The organism is Yersinia canariae (assembly GCF_009831415.1).
In the GTDB taxonomy this organism is placed as follows: domain Bacteria; phylum Pseudomonadota; class Gammaproteobacteria; order Enterobacterales; family Enterobacteriaceae; genus Yersinia; species Yersinia canariae.
On the sequence record NZ_CP043727.1, the window covers coordinates 845,443 to 862,554 of the forward strand.

The following is a 17,112-nucleotide window of genomic DNA, read 5'->3' on the forward strand; positions in this document are numbered from 1 at the left end:
AGATATTAAGAATCATGCTAATCAAATTATTAACCAAAGTTTTTGGCAGCCGTAACGATCGTACACTGCGCCGTATGCGTAAGGTGGTCGAGCTTATCAGCCGCATGGAGCCTGAAGTCGAAAAGCTGACAAATGAAGAGTTACGCGCCAAAACTGACGAATTCCGTGAGCGTCTGGCAAATGGTGCAGTGCTGGAAACGTTGATTCCTGAGGCTTTTGCGGTAGTACGCGAGGCCAGTAAACGCGTATTTGGCATGCGTCACTTCGATGTGCAGCTGCTTGGCGGTATGGTATTGAACGAGCGCTGCATCGCAGAAATGCGTACGGGTGAAGGTAAAACGCTGACTGCAACTCTGCCAGCTTACCTGAATGCGCTGAGCGGCCGTGGTGTTCACGTGGTTACCGTCAACGACTATTTGGCTCAACGTGACGCCGAAAATAACCGTCCTTTGTTCGAATTCCTGGGCTTGAGTGTGGGTATCAATCTGCCGAATATGGCTGCGCCAGCTAAGCGCGCTGCTTATGCTGCTGACATCACCTATGGTACTAACAACGAATTCGGTTTTGACTATCTGCGCGATAATATGGCGTTTAGCCCAGAAGAGCGCGTTCAGCGCAAACTGCATTACGCACTGGTGGATGAAGTTGACTCCATCTTGATCGATGAAGCCCGTACCCCGCTGATTATCTCCGGCCCGGCCGAAGATAGCTCCGAGATGTATATTCGGGTTAATAAGCTGATTCCAAAACTGATTCGTCAGGAAAAAGAAGACTCGGATACTTTCCAGGGCGAAGGTCACTTCTCCGTGGATGAAAAATCACGTCAGGTGCATTTGACCGAACGCGGTTTGATCAAAATTGAGGAAATGCTAGTAGAAGCGGGCATCATGGAAGAGGGGGAGTCTCTGTATTCTCCCGCTAATATCATGTTGATGCACCACGTCACGGCAGCTCTGCGTGCTCACGTATTGTTCACCCGTGATGTTGACTACATCGTGAAAGACGGTGAAGTTATCATCGTTGATGAACATACCGGGCGTACCATGCAAGGTCGCCGTTGGTCAGATGGTTTGCATCAGGCGGTTGAAGCGAAAGAAGGCGTAGAAATTCAGAACGAAAACCAGACGCTGGCTTCAATTACTTTCCAGAACTACTTCCGTCTCTATGAGAAACTGGCCGGTATGACCGGTACAGCGGATACTGAAGCATTCGAATTCAGCTCCATTTACAAGCTCGATACCATTGTTGTTCCAACCAACCGCCCAATGATCCGTAAGGATCTGGCTGATTTGGTCTACATGACCGAACAGGAAAAAATTGGCGCGATTATCGAAGATATCCGTGAGCGTACTGCGAACGGCCAGCCAGTATTGGTGGGGACTATCTCGATTGAGAAATCAGAAGTGGTCTCTGCTGAATTAACGAAAGCAGGTATTGAACACAAGGTTCTGAACGCCAAGTTCCACGCCATGGAAGCTGAAATCGTTTCTCAAGCGGGTCAACCAAGTGCGGTAACCATTGCGACCAACATGGCCGGCCGTGGTACCGATATTGTGTTGGGCGGCAGCTGGCAGAGTGAAATTGCCTTGTTGGAAGACCCAACTGAAGACCAAATTGCGGCAATTAAAGCAGCATGGCAGATTCGCCATGACGCAGTGCTGGCCTCCGGTGGTTTGCATATTATTGGTACTGAGCGCCATGAGTCACGCCGTATCGATAACCAGCTGCGTGGTCGTGCAGGTCGTCAAGGTGATGCCGGTTCTTCACGCTTCTACCTGTCAATGGAAGATGCCTTGATGCGCATTTTTGCCTCTGACCGTGTGTCTGGCATGATGCGCAAGTTAGGTATGAAGCCGGGTGAAGCGATTGAGCACCCATGGGTGACTAAAGCTATCGCCAACGCGCAACGTAAAGTTGAAAGCCGTAACTTCGATATTCGTAAGCAATTACTTGAATATGATGATGTCGCCAGCGACCAGCGCCGGGCTATCTACAGCCAGCGTAATGAGTTGTTGGATGTGGCTGATGTTAGCGAAACCATCAATAGCATCCGTGAAGATGTCTTCAAAACGGTTATCGATAGCTACATTCCAACCCAATCTCTGGAAGAAATGTGGGATGTCGAAGGTTTGGAACAGCGTCTGAAAAATGATTTCGACTTGGACATGCCAATTGCTCAATGGTTAGAAGATGAGCCGCAACTGCACGAAGAAACTTTACGCGAACGGATTCTTCAACTGGCCATTGCCGATTATCATCGTAAAGAAGAAGTGGTTGGCTTTGATATGATGCGTAACTTCGAAAAAGGTGTGATGTTACAAACACTTGATTCGTTGTGGAAAGAGCATTTGGCGGCAATGGATTATTTGCGTCAGGGTATCCATTTACGTGGCTATGCGCAAAAAGATCCTAAACAGGAATATAAACGTGAATCCTTCACAATGTTCGCATCCATGCTGGAATCGCTGAAATATGAAGTGATCAGTGTACTGAGCAAAGTACAAGTACGGATGCCTGAAGAAGTTGAAGCATTGGAAGTACAGCGTCGCGAAGAAGCAGAACGTTTGGCTAAACAGCAACAACTCAGCCACGAATCTGATAACAGCGCACTGATGTCACAAGATGAAGTCAATGTTGCCGCTAGCCTTGAGCGCAAAGTCGGCCGTAACGATCCGTGTCCATGTGGTTCTGGTAAGAAATATAAGCAGTGCCACGGTCGCCTACAGTAATATTTTAGGCAGCGGTTAATACTGATAATGAGGGCGGCTTAAAAACCGCCCTTTATTTTGACCTTGACCCGTCCTAAATAGCGTTGACACATTTAACTCGTGTACTGAGGAAAATGTGATGAACCAATATGTTAAACGCACCCAACGTGATTATTCTCTATCCTTTAAAGTGGCCGTTGTCGAACAGGTCGAAAAAGGTGAAATGACTTGTCGTCAGGCCACTGAACGTTATGGTATCCAGGGAAATGCCACCGTGATCAACTGGTTACGCAAATACGGTCAACTCGACTGGCTTTCCCCCTCTCCTGCAAGAAAGTGCGGAGCCAACATGCCAAAAATACCGCTTACTCCCGAACAGCGGATTAAAGAACTCGAACAGCAACTCGCTGAATCTGAAGTCAAAGCTCAGTTTTTTGAAGCCGTCGTGAAAGTGATGAATAACGATTTCGGAGCCACGCTGACAAAAAAGCAGTTGGCCGTCTTATCACGCAAACACAAACGCCGGGACTCACAATAACGCGTGTTTGCCAGCTCATGGGGATTAGCCGGCAGGCGTGGCATCAATCCTTGCAGCGCGAAAGCGGGAAAGAAAAGCAGGCACAGCGCGTCGTTGAGCAGGTGACGGCCATCCGGCTACACCAGCCGCGACAGGGCACGCGTAAACTGCATTATTTGTTGCGGAAACGGCCAGAACCGGCATTGCATGTGGGTCGGGACCGCCTCTTTGAGATACTGCGTTGCTCGCGGTTACTGGTTATGCCAAAACGGGCGTATCACAAAACGACGAATAGCCATCATCGCTTTTACCGTCACCCTAACTTACTGAAGTCAGGAGAAAATCAGGTCATTGCCCTCCGGCCAGAACAGGTGTGGGTGGCGGATATCACCTACCTTCCTCTGCGCACCGGGACGGCATACGTCAGTCTGGTCACGGATGCTTGGTCGAGAAAAATCGTGGCATATCATGTGCATGAAAGCCTGCATACCTGCCATGTGGCCAGAGCGCTCAAAATGGCGCTGACAGGCAGGTGCAGCACACACCCGCTGGTACATCACTCAGACCGGGGTATCCAGTATTGCTCGAAGGAATATCAGGCGTTACACCAACGCCATGACATCATCTGCTCGATGACGGACGGGTATGACTGCTATCAAAATGCGCTGGCAGAACGGGTCAATGGGATATTAAAAATGGAATATCTGGTTGTTAAACCAGAAGATATCGCGCAGGCAAGAAAAATGGTCAGGGAGTCGGTGGAGATTTACAACACACGTCGGCCACATCTGTCGCTACAATACAAAACGCCCGATGAAGTTCACCGGGCGTTATAAGGCTGAAAAGTGTCAACCTATAGCAGGACTAGTCACCTTTTTTGTCCCTCTATTTTAGGACAGATAAAAAAAGGTACTCAAACCTGCATTTATGCCCTGATCAGGAGAGAAAGAATTGAAACACTTACAAATTGCGGTAGGGATTATCCGCAACTCCCAGCAGGAGATTTTTATTACCCGACGCGCTGCCGATTCTCATATGGCCGGATTTTGGGAGTTCCCTGGCGGTAAGGTTGAGCAGGGCGAAACACCAGAAATCGCATTAAAACGTGAGCTGTTGGAAGAGACTGGAATTGTAGTGAGAGGGGCAGTTTTACTCAAAGTGCTGGAGCACACTTTTACTGATCGTATTGTGACATTAAGTTTCTATATGGTTGAAGCATGGGATGGCGAACCCTTTGGCCGCGAGGGACAGCCAATGCGCTGGGTGAAGCAATCTGAGTTGCTGGCTGAAGAGTTCCCGCCAGCAAATACGGCCATTATTGAGTTACTCACAGCCTAGTCCTCTTGGCCTGCTAAAATGGAGCAAAATGGCGTTTGCTCCATTGCGTCAGACTGAGATTATCAATGTTGGAGAGGGTCTTCCTCACTCCACTCATCACTGTCCGATAGCTCGCCATTACTGGAAATGCGTTTTTCTTCGTCGGCCCACTCACCTAAATCAATAAGTTGGCAACGCTTGCAGCAGAATGGGCGATAGGGGCTTTGTTCTCCCCAGATAACAACTTTCCCGCAAGTGGGGCAGTTAACCTCGATTTCTTCTAAGTCCATGTTCTCTCCTAAAAACATCTAAAACCCACAAACTCAGCAGCAGGCTAATTCAAATGACAAACGGGCTGGCACAGTACCATTTTCACTGTCGAGTGGTAAGAAGCGAATAGCATATCGGGTCTTATGACCGGAAATCTGTGGATACAACTGCGGGTCTAGTGGCAAACGTAACCTCAGTAAATCAGCCCCTTCTGCGTTGTCTTGAAAGAAACCATTTAAGCTGATTTGTGGCCGTAGCGGGCCAGATTGACGAATCAGATCCAGAATAATGGTCAACGACTGATTGAGCGGGGTCAAGCTCTCCAGCAATTTGGCAATGTGTTGGTTGCGTTGTTCTGGGGGCAGGTGCAGCCAGGTGTGTAGAGTGGGTAAATCGAAACTACAGCAGCCGCCAGGGATACTCAGGCGCTGGCGAACAACACTGATTAAGCGGTCTTCTTTCAATGACTGCCCGATTCGGGGCGCAGACATTAATACTGAGGCTCGGCTTTTTAATTGGCTGCGTAAGGAGTCAACCCGTGACATATCAACGCCGGGTATATCCGCCCATTGCTGCAATTTTTGTTGTTGGCGCTCTAATTCTTTAAGTAAATCAGTGCGCACTTCACCGCGCTCAAGGACATCAATTAAATCAGAAGCGGTACGGAAAAACGTTAATGCACTGGCAATATTATCTAACGTACGTTGGCTTTCTAATTGTTGTAATAAAAACTCCATTCTCAGCCAGGTACGCATTTTTTCATTGAGCGGATGTTCAAAAAGTATTGTTGAGGTGAGGTCACTCATCGATGTAGATCCTGTTGGGCCGCAATTGCCAATTTTAAATACTGTTGGTGTAATGAAGCAACTTGCGGGGCGATAACTATGGGATCGCCGCTATTGTCAATAATGTCATCAGCACTGGCTAGCCGCTGTTGTCGCGAAACCTGTGAAGCTAAAATATGTTCTGCCTGCTGGCGGGTAATACCATCTCTCGCCATGGTTCTGGCGAGTTGTATTTCAGGTGCAACATCTACCACTAACACACGATTGGCCCGGTGATGTAAACCATTTTCAACCAATAAGGGGACAACCCAAAGTACATATAGCGCATTAATACTCGCGAGTTGACGTTGAGTTTCCTGTTGAATCAGTGGATGTAACAATGAATTTAACCATGCTTTTTCCTGCGGCTCACTGAAAATTTTTGCGCGTAATGCTGCACGGTTCAATGTGCCATCTGTATGCAAAATAGTTTCACCGTAGCGGGAGGCAATATTGGCTAGCGCCGGCATACCAGGTTCGACCACTTGGCGGGCAATAATATCAGCATCAACAAGGGGGACTCCGAGGTTGGCGAATGCATCCGCGACAGTACTTTTGCCACTGCCGATTCCACCCGTGAGGGCCACAATATAGCTCATTGCCTAGCCTAGCCTTGCATGCAGTTAGTGAGTGGCAGAATTGTATCTGAAAGCAGGTGAGAAGGCATAGCAAGGTGTGCATTCTGTTTGAGCTAGATAGAGAAATAAGTGAAGTGGGTCAGTAATAAAAGGGGGGTTAGCACTTTTCAGGTAATTTGTGGGATTGTAGCGCAAATAAAGGTGGATTCGCAGTCTTGCCGAAGAATTATTCATGCGTATGATAGCTTCACTGGGATGGCGTGATTTACGCCCGATCAATTTTGCGATCTATCGCCACTAACCAGGAAATAATAAGCCATGCGTATTGAAGAAGGTTTGAAATTAGGCTTTAAAGATGTGTTAATCCGCCCTAAACGTTCAACACTGAAAAGCCGCTCTGAAGTTGAACTGGAGCGCCAGTTTACCTTCAAACATTCAGGTTGGAATTGGTCTGGTGTACCTATCATCGCCGCTAATATGGATACTGTTGGCACCTTCCGCATGGCCGAAGTTCTGGCGTCATTCGATGTTCTGACCGCTGTTCATAAACACTACACTGTTGAGCAGTGGGGCGAGTTTGTGAAACGGGTTCCTGAATCAGTCTTGCGCCATGTCATGGTCTCTACTGGGACTTCCTCTGCTGATTTTGACAAAATGAAACAAATTTTGGCGTTATCACCTGCATTGAAATTTATCTGTATTGATGTCGCTAACGGCTATTCAGAGCATTTTGTTTCTTTCTTGCAAAAAGCGCGTGAAGCATGTCCGGATAAAGTTATTTGTGCGGGGAATGTGGTGACGGGTGAGATGGTCGAAGAGCTTATTTTGTTGGGCGCTGATATTGTTAAAGTTGGGATTGGGCCTGGCTCGGTATGTACTACTCGAGTGAAAACAGGTGTTGGTTATCCACAGTTATCGGCGGTTATCGAGTGCGCTGATGCAGCACATGGCTTGGGTGGGCAGATTGTGAGTGATGGTGGTTGTTCAGTACCGGGTGATGTTGCGAAAGCCTTTGGCGGCGGAGCTGATTTTGTCATGCTGGGTGGTATGTTAGCTGGACATGATGAGTGTGAAGGCCGGGTTGTAGAAGAGAATGGCGAGAAGTTTATGCTGTTCTACGGTATGAGCTCAGAATCTGCCATGAAACGCCATGTCGGTGGGGTTGCTGAGTATCGCGCTGCAGAAGGTAAAACAGTTAAATTGCCATTACGTGGCTCTGTTGATAACACCGTACGCGATATTATGGGTGGTTTGCGTTCCGCTTGTACTTATGTTGGAGCGTCGCACTTAAAAGAACTGACCAAGCGCACCACTTTTATTCGTGTTGCAGAACAAGAAAACCGGGTATTTGGTAGTAACTAATATCCGATACTGAGAATATCGTGTTCTCAAGCAAAGCTAGTCTTCTCGATATCTATTTATCGATATGAAAAGGGGCGTAAATTAGCGCCCCATTTTTAATGAATGACCCGTCCTAAATAGCGTTGACACATTTAACTCGGATACTGAGGAAAATGTGATGAACCAATATGTTAAACGTACCCAACGCGATTACTCTCTATCCTTTAAATTGGCCGTTGTCGAACAGGTCGAAAAAGGTGAAATGACTTGTCGTCAGGCCACTGAACGTTATGGTATCCAGGGAAATGCCACCGTGATCAACTGGTTACGCAAATACGGTCAACTCGACTGGCTTTCCCCCTCTCCTGCAAGAAAGTGCGGAGCCAACATGCCAAAAATACCGCTTACTCCCGAACAGCGGATTAAAGAACTCGAACAGCAACTCGCTGAATCTGAAGTCAAAGCTCAGTTTTTTGAAGCCGTCGTGAAAGTGATGAATAACGACTTCGGAGCCACCCTGACAAAAAAGCAGTTGGCCGCCTTATCACGCAAACACAAACGCCGGGACTCACAATAACGCGAGTCTGCCAGTTTATGGGGATTAGCCGGCAGGCGTGGTATCAATCCTTGCAGCGAGAGCGCGAAAGAGAAAAGCAGGCACAGCGCGTCGTAGAGCAAGTCACGGCCATCCGGCTGCACCAGCCGCGACTGGGCACGCGTAAACTGCATTATTTGTTGTGGCAACGGCCAGAACCTGCGCTGCACGTTGGTCGGGACCGCCTCTTTGAGATACTGCGTTGCTCGCGATTACTGGTACAGCCCAGGCGGGCATATCACAAGACGACAAATAGCCATCACCGCTTTTACCGTCACCCTAACTTACTGAAGTCAGGAGAGAAACAGATTATTGCCCGCCGCCCAGAACAGGTGTGGGTAGCGGATATCACCTACCTTCCACTACAAACGGGAACGGCATACGTGAGTCTGGTCACGGATGCCTGGTCGAGAAAAATCGTGGGATATCATGTGCATGACAGCCTGCATACCTGCCATGTGGCCAAAGCGCTCAAAATGGCGCTGACAGGCAAGCGCAGCACACACCCGCTGGTACATCACTCAGACCGGGGTATCCAGTATTGCTCGAAGGAATATCAGGCGTTACACCAACGTCATGGCATCATCTGCTCGATGACGGACGGGTATGATTGCTACCAGAATGCGCTGGCAGAACGGGTCAATGGGATATTGAAAATGGAATATCTGGTTGTTAAACCAGAAGATATCGTGCAGGCAAGAAAGATGGTGAGGGAGTCGGTGGAGATTTACAACACACGTCGGCCACATCTGTCGCTACAATACAAAACGCCCGATGAAGTTCACCGGGCGTTATAAGGCTAAAAAGTGTCAACCTATAGCAGGACTAGTCAGAATGACCCTGATAACGTTCCTCAATAACATCATTTATCCGATAACATCTCCTAGTTGGAATATTGGTAAATACATCGCAATTACCAGAATTCCCACGATACTGCCAATAATTAACATCAATATTGGTTCTAACATTTGAGTGAGATTATCAGCCAACGCCTGTGTTTGTTGCCGGTGCCAACTGGCCAGCTTCTCCAATAACACATCCAGTGCACCAGATTCCTCGCCTACCCGAACCATTTGTTGGCATAAGGGCGGAAATAAATGGTATTGAGATAGCGTCATATACAGGGGAACTCCTTGGCTGATTTGCTTTTGAATACTCCTTAATGCTTGTTGATAGGTATCATTATTAATGGAACGAAGCGCAGCATCTAATCCAGCCGTCAGCGGTAATCCAGCATGTTGGGTGATAGCCAATGTTTGAAAAATTTGGCTAAGACAACTGCCGCGTATCAATACTGATATTAATGGTAGATGTAGTAAAAACTTTTGTTCCCATTGTTGGCATTGGGTTCGATGACGACGAATGTACAAATAACTAATAAAAAGTGATGTTAATGATGCTGCGATGTATGGCCCGTAAGCAGTAACAAATTCAGATATAAATAACAGCATGGCTGTCAGCGCCGGTAAGGGGGTATCAAATGATTGGTAGATTTGTGCAAACTCGGGTAGCACCAAAACTAGCATGATAATACTGACAACCAGCGCAATAACGCAGACAAATGCTGGATATTTAAGTGCCTTAATCACTTTCTTTTGCAATTTTTGTTGCTGTTCTTGATGCTGAACCAACTGAATACAGCACTGTTCCAGATTCCCTGTTAATTCCCCCATCGCAATGACGGGGGGGTATAATTGGGGAAATGTGTGTGGGTAGCGTGCCATTGCCTCTGATAGTGATTGCCCCTGTGAAACCTGCTGGCTTATCTCCTGTAATAAACACTGCCAAGGTAAGGCATCCATTTCTTTCGCTAACAACTGCAAGCTATTCACTAAAGGCAAGCCAGCTTGTAACAATGTTGCTAATTGGCGAGTAACAGTGATCAGACGGTCGCCGCGCCAATAGCGGATTGACAACCGTTTCCCACTTTTAACGCGCAAGGGCTGTAGCCCATGGCGGAACATATGTTCATAAACAATATTTCTTTCCGTTGCCAATAATGCGCCTGTTTGTACTTGTCCGGAGGTGTTAACTGCTTTCCAGTAAAATAAGCGCTGATAGCTCACGGTGTTGCCTCAGCTTCTGTTAGGAATCCTACAACACGATTAATTTCGCTAAGTGTGGTCACTCCGTTTTCGACTAATGTCAAACCCGCGGAAAGTAATGTGACTTGTTTTTGCTCCTGTGCGATTAGGGTGAGTTCTGCTGGGCTGACATTATTGAGCAAAGCTTGTTGAATTGGTGGGGTGACATTTAACATTTCATAAATACCCGTTCGGCCATAATAACCGGCACAACAGTGTTCGCAGCCCACGGCAAGATAATGTTGTAGTGGACTCGCCCATATACTTGGTGAAGCTTGGAAAGGGGCGGGTGATGCCTCGCGGCAATGTAGACATAATCGGCGTACCAATCGTTGCGCGATGACTAATGTCAGACTGGAGGCAATTAAGTGGCGCTCTACTCCCATTTGGGTCAGACGAATAAGTGTTTCGGCCGTAGAATTAGTATGCAGCGTTGAGAGAACCAGATGCCCTGTGAGCGCTGCTTTAACCGCTATCTTTGCCGTTTCATTGTCACGAATCTCACCGAGCATAATCACATCTGGATCCTGACGCAGCATTGCGCGTAACACACTTGAAAAATCTAGCCCTATCTTACTGTTGGTCTGCGTTTGATTTATGCCATCCACCTGGATCTCAATAGGATCTTCAACACTACAGATATTTATCTGTGGCTGATTGAGTTGGTCCAGGCTGCAATAAAGGGTAACTGTCTTACCGCTACCCGTTGGTCCTGTGACCAGAATCAAACCCTGTGGAGCTGAAAGTGCGCGAGTTAACTGTTTGTGAGCTATTGCTGTTAGCCCCAGTGTTTCCAGTGTAGGTTGCTGCTGCATATTAAGGATCCGCAGCACGACTTTTTCGCCATATTGCGCGGGAATAGTCGCTATTCTCATCGAGTAACGGATGCCGTCTAGCAGTAGTGTCAACTGACCATCTTGTGCTAACCGCTTTTCAGCGATGTTCAGCTTGGACATGACTTTTAGACAGCTACTAATACGACTTGATAACTCGACTGTTGGTGGTGGAGATTCATGTAATACACCATCAATTCTTAAGCGAATACGATAGTGATACTGATAAGGTTCAAAATGGATATCTGATGCACGCTTCTGAATAGCCAACCTTAGTGTTTGCGTTATGAATTGAATAACAGGTATGTCGCTTTCATTATCAAGCAATGTGTCATCCGAACCCTCTTGTGGCGTATTGGATGATGTTATCCCTGACCTATCTTCTATACCGTGATGGCTTTCTTTGGATTTTACTCCTTTGTTTAAGTTATCTATTACAGATGGGGCCAAATTTAATGACTGTTCAATCTTGGCTTTCGGCCAATATTCCACTTTGATCTTACGGCCACATGCAAAACGCAGCGCCGTTAACAACACTTCATTTACAGGGCCAGATGACGCTATGGTCAGGTTTTTATCATCGATTTTTAAAGCTATTGACCGATGACGGCGGCAGAGCGTGTGTAATTCATTGTTTATTGCCTCGTGTGGACATTTCATGAAGTCGGTCATTGGATTAGGCCTTATCATTAAAACGGAACACGGTCTTACAGTTATCTGTAAGGCTGCTATTTGCTGCGGTACACGTCCTTGTCCAGACTACATTTCCACTGTCATTTATTGTTGGCGACATAGCCAACGTCAGACTGGCAAGTGTTTGCTGGCCTGTAAATGTAATTACTCCTTTATTGATGGTTGTCGCGCTGATATATCGGGACGATTCGCCTGCGGGAATACCCTGGTTCCCACCATCACAGCTATCAAGACTGGCATGTTCCAGAGCACAAAGCTCTACTGCCATTCTGTATGGCACAATGGCTTGTAACATATCGGTAAGAGCGGCTTTTTGGATATAACGCTGATAAGACGGAATACCAATACCACTGAGAACCGCAATGATGGCGATCGCAACCATCAATTCAATTAATGTAAAACCTCGTTGATTAGCCATTTGACACTCTCCATGTGTTTGAGAAAACGTGGGCAGAGTGCACTTTTTAAATTCGTGGTCATAGGGGGATAAGAGCGATTTGCGAAGTGTACTGTCGGATATTTTTGTTCTTGCAGTTGAATCATCGATAATTTCGGCGGTGTTCGCAAAACAGAATGAGAGTCTGCTATTGAGAGACACCCGCCGAGAATAGTTTGGTAGGATTATTTAAAGCGCATGGAAAGATCCAGGGCAGTAATATGTTTGGTGAGTGCGCCCACTGAAATGAAGTCAATCCCCGTTTCAGCATAGCTGCGCAGGGTTTCCAAGGTGATGTTACCTGAAACTTCCAATTGTGCACTGCTCTGGGTTTTGGCAAGTTCATTGCGTGTGTTTACAGCATCACGCATCATTGGAATGGTGAAATTGTCTAACATGATGATGTCAGCACCGGCTTCCAGTGCTTGTTGTAGCTCATCAAGGGATTCAACTTCAACCTCGACAGGGACATCGGAATGTATCCAAAAGGCTTTGGCAACCGCTTCTTTAATAGAACCCGCTGCAATAATGTGATTTTCCTTAATAAGGAATGCGTCGGATAAACCAAGCCGATGATTATTCCCTCCCCCACAGAGGACAGCATATTTCAAGGCAGTGCGCAGCCCCGGTACGGTTTTCCGAGTATCGAGTAATTGTGTATGTAACCCAGAGAGTGCAGCCACATAGCGGTTCACTTGCGTAGCTACACCCGATAAAGTTTGCAGGAAGTTAAGTGCGGTACGTTCACCTGTCAGCAGAATTCGGGCGGGGCCAGTCAAATGGCAAAGAACCTGATCCGCCACCAGCTTGTCTCCATCGTTAACTTCCCATGTGACAGATACTTGGGCTCCAAGTTGAATAAACACTTCATTCAACCAGCGCTGGCCACAAAAAACACCAGCCTCTCGAGTAATGATGGTGGCATTTGCCTGCTTATCTTCGGGCAGTAATTGTGCTGTGAGGTCGCGATCTGCATTGACCTCACCACCGAGGTCTTCACTCAACGCCTGAGCGACAGTAAATGGGATATCACATTGAATTCGTTCCAATAGCTCGGCGCGGCGGCTGTCGGCATTATAGCTGCGGGTCGGCATAGAAAACTCCGAAATGGCGGATAGATAGTTGTCCAAACATGCTACTCTGTTGCTGGCAGAAGTGCCATAAAAGAGCCGGTTGAAGTGTTATTATTAGGGGGCACTAGACAAACAATGCAGTTGGATAATGGCTGGATTTCAGGGGTTAAACGGGTTGTTTCCCCACATTTTGATCAGCGGCCTGGAGGTGAGGCTCCTTCTCTGTTGGTGATTCATAATATTAGTTTACCCCCTGGTGAGTTTGGGGGCCCGTATATCGATCAGCTGTTTACGGGCACTCTCAATGCTGATGAACACCCTTATTTTGCCGATATTGTTCACCTGCGAGTGTCGGCCCATTGTTTAATTCGCCGAGAGGGTGAAATTATTCAATATGTTCCATTTGATAAACGTGCTTGGCATGCCGGGGTCTCAATCTTTGCTGGGCGTGAGCGGTGTAACGATTTTTCGATTGGGATCGAGCTAGAAGGGACGGATGTGTTACCGTTTACGCCCGCACAATATCACAGCCTAAATAAGATAAGTGCGCTGCTTTTTGCTCATTATCCGATTACAGCTGATCGGGTGACTGGGCATAGTGATATTGCGCCAGGGCGTAAAACAGATCCTGGTCCTGCGTTTGATTGGGCCACGTATCAGCAGTGTTTAGTGACCCTATCGCCATCAGAGTGATACTGGTGTCTCTCTGGGGAGGGCCGATTACCTGGTACACATTTTTTTACTGCCTTATCTTGATATTGTTGCCTATAGATGCCGTGAGGCGTATCCCCTGCTTCGGGGCGGTTAAATGCAAAGGGAGAATAAGAGCTAATGACACTGTTCACGTTATTACTGGTGCTAGCATGGGAACGCTTATTTAAACTGGGCGAACATTGGCAACTGGACCACCGTCTTGAAGTGGTATTTACGCGTTTACGCCACTTTTCGTTAGTGCAAACTCTACTGTTGGCTGTGATATGGATGGCGTTGGTATGGCTGGTCTTACAGCTAGTACAAAATATCTTATTTGGCCTTCCGCAGTTATTCCTCTGGATACTTATTTGCCTGTTATGCATTGGTGCGGGAGGGATACGTAAACATTACCGAGCTTATTTGAAAGCTGCTCGTCAAGGAGATGCTCATGCCACGGATAAAATGGCTGAAGAATTAGCACTTATCCATGGTTTACCGATGGATAGCGGTGAAAAAACCAGGTTGGAATCTCTGCAAAATGCACTGTTATGGATAAACTTCCGCTATTATTTAGCGCCAATATTCTGGTTTGTCGTCTGTGTTAATTTTGGCCCAGTAGCGTTAGCAGGTTATGCGATGCTACGAGGCTATCAAACTTGGTTAGCGCGACATCACACACCATTACAGCGTTCTCAGTCAGGTATTGACCGCATATTGCATTGGCTGGACTGGATACCAGTGCGGTTAGTCGGTGTAGCTTATGCATTACTTGGTCATGGTGAAAGAGCATTACCGGCTTGGTTTGCTTCATTGGGAGATTTCCGCTCCTCGCAGTACCAAGTGTTAACCCAACTTGCACAATATTCACTGGCGCGGGAACCGCACTTAGATCCAGTACAAACCCCCCGGTCTGCGGTGTCTTTAGCTCGCAAAGTAACTCTGGCGGTTATTGTTGTGGTCGCATTACTGACGATTTATGGCGCGTTGGTTTAATGAGTAGGGCTGGTAATTATTTACCAGCCTTTTTAATATGATTTCTTAATGGAATTTTTCTTACTAATAAAGTTACTGGTTAGGATTAGCTTGAAATTCATGTTTTTTATTTCTATTAATTAATTGTTTTTTGTTGTGTCCCCTTGCGAGTTACAATCTCTTTTTTAATCTGCGTGATCAACTTCTATTAGCTTATTAAAAATACAAGCCAGCACTGAAGGCTGGCTTGTTTGAGGTGGTATTATCAGGCCCTAAATAACAAGCCATTTTTTGCTATTAGCGTTTTACCCGCTGACCACGGTTCTTCAATATATAGCTCACCGCGAGCAACAGTATCCATGCTGGAATCAATAACACAGAAATCTGGATGCCCGGTGTCAGATACATGATGACCAGAATACCGGTCAGGAAAATTAAGCACAGGTAGTTGCTAAACGGATACCAGAATGCTTTGAACTGAGGAATGACACCCTGACGGTTTTTAGCGGCACGGAACTTAAGGTGTGCGAGGCTAATCATTGCCCAGTTGATGACCAGTGCGGAAACCACCAGCGCCATCAATAATTCAAAAGCTCGGCCCGGAATCAAATAGTTAATCAGCACACAGAAAGCAGTGGCGAATGCGGAAACCGCAATGGCAATCACTGGCACGCCGCGACCATCGACTTTCAACAGGAATTTCGGACCATTACCTTGTTTTGCCAGGCCAAATAGCATGCGGCTGTTGCAGTAAACACAGCTATTGTAGACCGACAGTGCCGCCGTCAGTACCACGACATTCAGTACAGTGGCGACCACATTACTGTTTAATGCATGGAAAATAAGCACAAACGGGCTGCCGCCTTCGACCACTTTGCCCCACGGATAGAGTGACAGTAAAATAGCCAGAGAACCGATATAGAACAATAAGATACGATAAATAACCTGATTGGTGGCTTTCGGGATGCTCTTGGCCGGGTCTTCTGCTTCTGCTGCGGTGATGCCGACTAACTCAAGGCCACCGAAGGAGAACATGATCACTGCCATGGCCATCACTAAGCCCATGATGCCATTAGGGAAGAAGCCGCCCTGTGCCCATAAGTTAGTGACGGTCGCTTCTGGGCCACCTTGGCCGCTTAGCAATAACCAGCCGCCAAACAGAATCATCGCGATAATCGCAACAACTTTAATGATGGCAAACCAGAACTCCATCTCACCATAGACTTTCACGTTTGCTAGATTGATGGCATTAATGGCGAGGAAGAAAACGGCGGCAGAAACCCATGTTGGGATCTCTGGCCACCAGTATTGGACATAGATACCGACAGCCGTCAGTTCGGCCATGGCGACGAGTACATACAGCACCCAGTAATTCCAGCCCGAAGCAAAACCGGCAAAGTTGCCCCAATATTTATACGCAAAATGACTGAAAGAACCCGCTACAGGCTCCTCGACGACCATTTCTCCTAACTGGCGCATAATCAAAAATGCGATAAAACCGCCAATTGCATACCCCAGTAAAACTGAAGGCCCCGCCATTTGAATGGTTTGCGCGATACCCAGAAATAGCCCGGTACCAATAGCACCACCTAAGGCAATAAGCTGAATGTGGCGGTTTTTAAGCCCCCGCTTTAGCTCCGCACCTTCCTGTTGAACACTCATCATTGCATCCTCTGTCGTTGTCACTATTCACTGGCAAAATATATGCCCTGCGCTATGCGTAAGATTTTGATTACATTATTTGTATTATTTTGTTTACGGTTGCTTTCTATGGAATTTGCTCCATTGGCTACCGTTTAAAAGAGAATAGTGGTAGGCGAGAATTATTGCATCTGCTTTTTATTTTATCCGGCGAATTTTTAGTCAAAATATCAATAAAAATGTTGATGCGTGATCAAGCTGTTGTTTTCAGGAAAAGCAGTAACAGGTGTTTTTTGCACAAAAAGTCGCCAGTGAGTCATTTTTATAATGGTCATACCAGTGCTTAGGTAAAAGACAGGGAAATGCAGACTTTTCTTGTTTTTTATAAATAAAAATTCATATAAATAGAATTTTTATTCACAAATAAAATAACTATAACGCTTCAGCTTGCCTAAATACCCGTTTCATAAAAGTTAAAACTCTCTGGCTTCAGGTAATGGTATTACCACCGGTACGTTATCACTTTGCATCGCTTTA

Annotated in this window: 15 protein-coding genes; 7 read left to right on the plus strand and 8 right to left on the minus strand. The window is 46.7% G+C overall.

The features are described 5' to 3' along the window. The first annotated feature begins 14 nt into the window (after positions 1-14). From secA to mutT, 3 genes are all read left to right on the plus strand, one after another. Positions 15-2,729: a preprotein translocase subunit SecA gene (secA, locus tag F0T03_RS03945; RefSeq protein ID WP_159677270.1), complete on the plus strand. Its 2,715-nt coding sequence runs from the start codon at positions 15-17 to the stop codon at positions 2,727-2,729. Positions 2,730-2,847: 118 nt separating this feature from the next. Continuing rightward, positions 2,848-4,061, plus strand: a protein-coding gene (locus F0T03_RS03950; protein ID WP_425511044.1) for an IS3 family transposase whose coding sequence is annotated in 2 segments (ribosomal slippage) — positions 2,848-3,190 and positions 3,190-4,061 — 1,215 coding nt in all. Because the reading frame shifts where the segments join, the coding sequence is not laid out codon by codon here. Between the two features lie 115 nt (positions 4,062-4,176). Continuing rightward, a complete protein-coding gene (mutT, locus tag F0T03_RS03955; protein WP_159677271.1) occupies positions 4,177-4,563 on the plus strand; it encodes an 8-oxo-dGTP diphosphatase MutT in 387 nt (128 codons plus the stop codon). A gap of 62 nt (positions 4,564-4,625) precedes the next feature. On the opposite strand, the gene yacG is transcribed toward mutT, so the two are convergent. From yacG to coaE, 3 genes are read right to left on the minus strand one after another with little or no spacing between them, the layout of a single operon-like run. Beyond that, positions 4,626-4,832 carry a DNA gyrase inhibitor YacG gene (yacG, locus tag F0T03_RS03960; RefSeq protein ID WP_145554366.1) on the minus strand — a complete coding sequence of 69 codons (207 nt, stop codon included), beginning with the start codon at positions 4,830-4,832 and terminating at the stop codon, positions 4,626-4,628. 33 nt (positions 4,833-4,865) lie between these two features. Continuing rightward, positions 4,866-5,618: a cell division protein ZapD gene (gene zapD / locus F0T03_RS03965; protein ID WP_145554365.1), complete on the minus strand. Its 753-nt coding sequence runs from the start codon at positions 5,616-5,618 to the stop codon at positions 4,866-4,868. Next, positions 5,615-6,235 (minus strand): dephospho-CoA kinase, encoded by a 621-nt coding sequence (coaE, locus tag F0T03_RS03970; protein ID WP_159677272.1) that lies wholly within the window; start codon positions 6,233-6,235, stop codon positions 5,615-5,617. Before coaE ends, zapD begins: the two co-directional genes overlap by 4 nt. Before the next feature lie 297 nt (positions 6,236-6,532). On the opposite strand from coaE, the gene F0T03_RS03975 reads away from it, so the two are divergent. Both F0T03_RS03975 and F0T03_RS03980 read left to right on the plus strand, forming a co-directional pair. Next, entirely contained in the window at positions 6,533-7,576 is a 1,044-nt protein-coding gene (locus F0T03_RS03975; RefSeq protein ID WP_159677273.1) for a GMP reductase, read from the plus strand. Positions 7,577-7,733: 157 nt separating this feature from the next. Then, a protein-coding gene (locus F0T03_RS03980) for an IS3 family transposase (RefSeq protein ID WP_425511039.1) occupies positions 7,734-8,947 on the plus strand; the annotation gives its coding sequence in 2 pieces (ribosomal slippage) (positions 7,734-8,076 and positions 8,076-8,947; 1,215 coding nt in all). A 69-nt stretch (positions 8,948-9,016) separates the two neighbouring features. Here the strand turns inward: F0T03_RS03980 and hofC are convergent. The 4 genes from hofC to nadC form a co-directional block, all read right to left on the minus strand. Next, positions 9,017-10,216 (minus strand): protein transport protein HofC, encoded by a 1,200-nt coding sequence (gene hofC, locus F0T03_RS03985; RefSeq protein WP_145554363.1) that lies wholly within the window; start codon positions 10,214-10,216, stop codon positions 9,017-9,019. Continuing rightward, complete coding sequence (gene gspE, locus F0T03_RS03990; protein WP_425511045.1) at positions 10,213-11,757, minus strand: type II secretion system protein GspE; 1,545 nt, start codon at positions 11,755-11,757, stop codon at positions 10,213-10,215. The genes hofC and gspE overlap by 4 nt, the downstream gene beginning before the upstream one ends. Next, positions 11,744-12,178 carry a prepilin peptidase-dependent pilin gene (gene ppdD, locus F0T03_RS03995; RefSeq protein ID WP_159677275.1) on the minus strand — a complete coding sequence of 145 codons (435 nt, stop codon included), beginning with the start codon at positions 12,176-12,178 and terminating at the stop codon, positions 11,744-11,746. Before ppdD ends, gspE begins: the two co-directional genes overlap by 14 nt. Positions 12,179-12,381: 203 nt before the next feature. Then, positions 12,382-13,290, minus strand: a complete 909-nt coding sequence (gene nadC, locus F0T03_RS04000) for a carboxylating nicotinate-nucleotide diphosphorylase (protein WP_159677276.1) — start codon at positions 13,288-13,290, stop codon at positions 12,382-12,384. Between the two features lie 114 nt (positions 13,291-13,404). On the opposite strand from nadC, the gene ampD reads away from it, so the two are divergent. Both ampD and ampE read left to right on the plus strand, forming a co-directional pair. Further along, positions 13,405-13,962: a 1,6-anhydro-N-acetylmuramyl-L-alanine amidase AmpD gene (gene ampD / locus F0T03_RS04005; RefSeq protein ID WP_159677277.1), complete on the plus strand. Its 558-nt coding sequence runs from the start codon at positions 13,405-13,407 to the stop codon at positions 13,960-13,962. Positions 13,963-14,100: 138 nt separating this feature from the next. Beyond that, on the plus strand, positions 14,101-14,955 hold the full coding sequence (ampE, locus tag F0T03_RS04010; RefSeq protein WP_159677278.1) for a beta-lactamase regulator AmpE: 855 nt from the start codon (positions 14,101-14,103) through the stop codon (positions 14,953-14,955). A 276-nt stretch (positions 14,956-15,231) separates the two neighbouring features. On the opposite strand, the gene F0T03_RS04015 is transcribed toward ampE, so the two are convergent. Beyond that, the gene (locus F0T03_RS04015) at positions 15,232-16,596 is read right to left on the minus strand and encodes an amino acid permease (RefSeq protein WP_145554392.1); all 1,365 of its coding nucleotides are present in this window, start codon (positions 16,594-16,596) and stop codon (positions 15,232-15,234) included. Positions 16,597-17,112: the final 516 nt, after the last annotated feature.

Excerpts from the sequence above, each read along its gene's own strand:
- yacG (WP_145554366.1), bottom strand. The coding sequence starts at position 4,832 with ATGGACTTAGAAGAAATCGAGGTTAACTGCCCCACTTGCGGGAAAGTT.
- zapD (WP_145554365.1), bottom strand. The coding sequence starts at position 5,618 with ATGAGTGACCTCACCTCAACAATACTTTTTGAACATCCGCTCAATGAA.
- coaE (WP_159677272.1), bottom strand. The coding sequence starts at position 6,235 with ATGAGCTATATTGTGGCCCTCACGGGTGGAATCGGCAGTGGCAAAAGT.
- ampE (WP_159677278.1), top strand. The coding sequence starts at position 14,101 with ATGACACTGTTCACGTTATTACTGGTGCTAGCATGGGAACGCTTATTT.
- ppdD (WP_159677275.1), bottom strand. The coding sequence starts at position 12,178 with ATGGCTAATCAACGAGGTTTTACATTAATTGAATTGATGGTTGCGATC.
- secA (WP_159677270.1), top strand. The coding sequence starts at position 15 with ATGCTAATCAAATTATTAACCAAAGTTTTTGGCAGCCGTAACGATCGT.
- nadC (WP_159677276.1), bottom strand. The coding sequence starts at position 13,290 with ATGCCGACCCGCAGCTATAATGCCGACAGCCGCCGCGCCGAGCTATTG.
- F0T03_RS04015 (WP_145554392.1), bottom strand. The coding sequence starts at position 16,596 with ATGAGTGTTCAACAGGAAGGTGCGGAGCTAAAGCGGGGGCTTAAAAAC.
- gspE (WP_425511045.1), bottom strand. The coding sequence starts at position 11,757 with ATGATAAGGCCTAATCCAATGACCGACTTCATGAAATGTCCACACGAG.
- ampD (WP_159677277.1), top strand. The coding sequence starts at position 13,405 with ATGCAGTTGGATAATGGCTGGATTTCAGGGGTTAAACGGGTTGTTTCC.
- F0T03_RS03975 (WP_159677273.1), top strand. The coding sequence starts at position 6,533 with ATGCGTATTGAAGAAGGTTTGAAATTAGGCTTTAAAGATGTGTTAATC.